The sequence below is a fragment of the Moorena sp. SIO1F2 genome, assembly GCF_010672755.1.
In the GTDB taxonomy this organism is placed as follows: Bacteria; Cyanobacteriota; Cyanobacteriia; order Cyanobacteriales; family Coleofasciculaceae; genus Moorena.
Genome location: NZ_JAAHFV010000620.1, coordinates 1 through 1,904 on the forward strand (window position 1 = coordinate 1; position 1,904 = coordinate 1,904).

General features: G+C 41.3%; 1 protein-coding gene. It reads left to right on the forward strand.

All coding sequences use genetic code 11. The annotated features are described in order from the left end of the window. Window positions 1-123 precede the first annotated feature (123 nt). Entirely contained in the window at window positions 124-1,491 is a 1,368-nt protein-coding gene (locus tag F6J94_RS33455; protein WP_293048182.1) for a hypothetical protein, read from the forward strand. Window positions 1,492-1,904: the final 413 nt, after the last annotated feature.

Sequence of the window (1,904 nt, forward strand, 5' to 3'; positions counted from 1 at the left end):
ACTCCCTACTCCCTACTCCCGACTCCCTACTCCCTACTCCCTACTCCCTACTCCCTACTCCCGACTCCCTACTCCCTACTCCCGACTCCCTACTCCCTACTCCCTTTATTATAGTTTTGATTAATGACTGATTCTGTAGGGTTTCCCGAAGCCCTTGTCCCTATTTATATAATGGCTTCAAGCCTACTTTTTATCTTAGTCATTGAAGCGTTTTTAGTCAAAGACAAACGAGCTTGGAGTATTCCCGCCCTGGCGGTGTATGCAACTGTTGGAGCGTGGTATTTTATAGAACTAATTTACACCCCTGAAAACTTCCTTCAGTTTCCTTCAGAAATAATAGAATCCTCTTATTGGCAAATAATTACTTTTTTAATCACTTTTCGCTTGTTAATCCCTTCCATTTCTCGCCGCTTCCTTAAAAACTACCATACTGCTTGGAAATTTACTGCCTTTAATCCTGAACAACTTTTAATGGTTCTAGCCTTCGTCTGGCTATGTTTATTAGGATATGGTGTTAGCCGTCTCAACGGCGATATTTTCACTGCTTTATTTCCAATTGCAGCTCGTACTGGACGGCAAATGTGGGGTCGGGCTGCTGCTGCTGGTGGTAATGGATTTATTATTTCTTCCGCCGGTTATGTTTATACCCTAGTTTGTGCATTTTTTGGCGTGCTTTTGCCCCTCCAAATGGGCCGTAAATTGAAGACATTAAATCTTTTGCTTGTATTGATTGTACTGCCCTATTTTATTTTTCTGGGAGCTCGTAACCAGCTTCTAGCAGTGATTATGCCAGGCTATTTTAGCTATGCGTTATTTTCCAGAGATCCGCTTTGGAAAAAGGCATTAATTACCATGGCTACTTTTTGGGCTATTAATGAATTGATGACGTTAATTATTACTTATCGTAACATTGGTTTTAATGAATTATTTAATCCAGATGTTGCCCCGCAATTCCAAGAAGAAGTAGAGGAAGAAGGGCACTTGGGATTAAATATGCTAGAAGAGCTGTGTTACATCAATTATTTTTACCAAGAAGGAAGCCTAAATTTAACGTACGGAGGTCGCTATTTAGCAGAAGCAGCTAATATAATTCCTAGAGCAATATGGCCTAATAAACCTCTAATTGGAATTGATTATGCCATCTTACGGGGATTTGGTGGTGCTGATAATAGTATAGGGGTATTTGCTACTGTGTCAACTGGATTAATTGGACAAGGATTTTTTAATTTTGGTCCTATTTTGGGACCAATGGGTGCGGCGATTTTAATGGCGGCTTGGGCAAGTTTTATGGGTAGACTCTGGGCACAGCAATTTTCCACCCTGCGCCTAGGATTATTTCTGATTTGTTTAGGGCTGACGTTTAACTTAGGTCGAGAATTTACCCTACTGGTATTATGGCCAGCTTTGTTTGGATATGTGTTTGTGCTTATGCTAGAACGCTACGGATCTAAAAAATCTAAGGGAAGATTTATGTCTACATCTCATTTATAGCGTTTGTATCTAGGTTGTAAACGCACGTATTGCCGACAAAGGCATACAAGAGGCAAAAGGGGTGCATCTCCTAAAAGCTGTTTGACCCGGTGGTGCGTTACGGGCAGCAACCTAACCCTGGCTACGAGGCGGAAAATGAAAACCCCCCTAACGCACCCTACTAGACCGACACATCTAAAATGGTGCAATAAGCGTAGGTTGGGTTGAAGAATGAAACCCAACACCAGTAACGCTTTGTTGGGTTTCCCTACCGCTCAACCCAACAAACATTTTTAGGTGTGCCACGCCACTACGCAAAATTTAGGTGCGACTTAAAACAGAATTTAGTATATATATTTTTTTATCTAAATCAAGTGCTCAAAATCGCAGTATTGTTTACTAACTATGGCCCCTACCATATTGCCCGTGTTAGT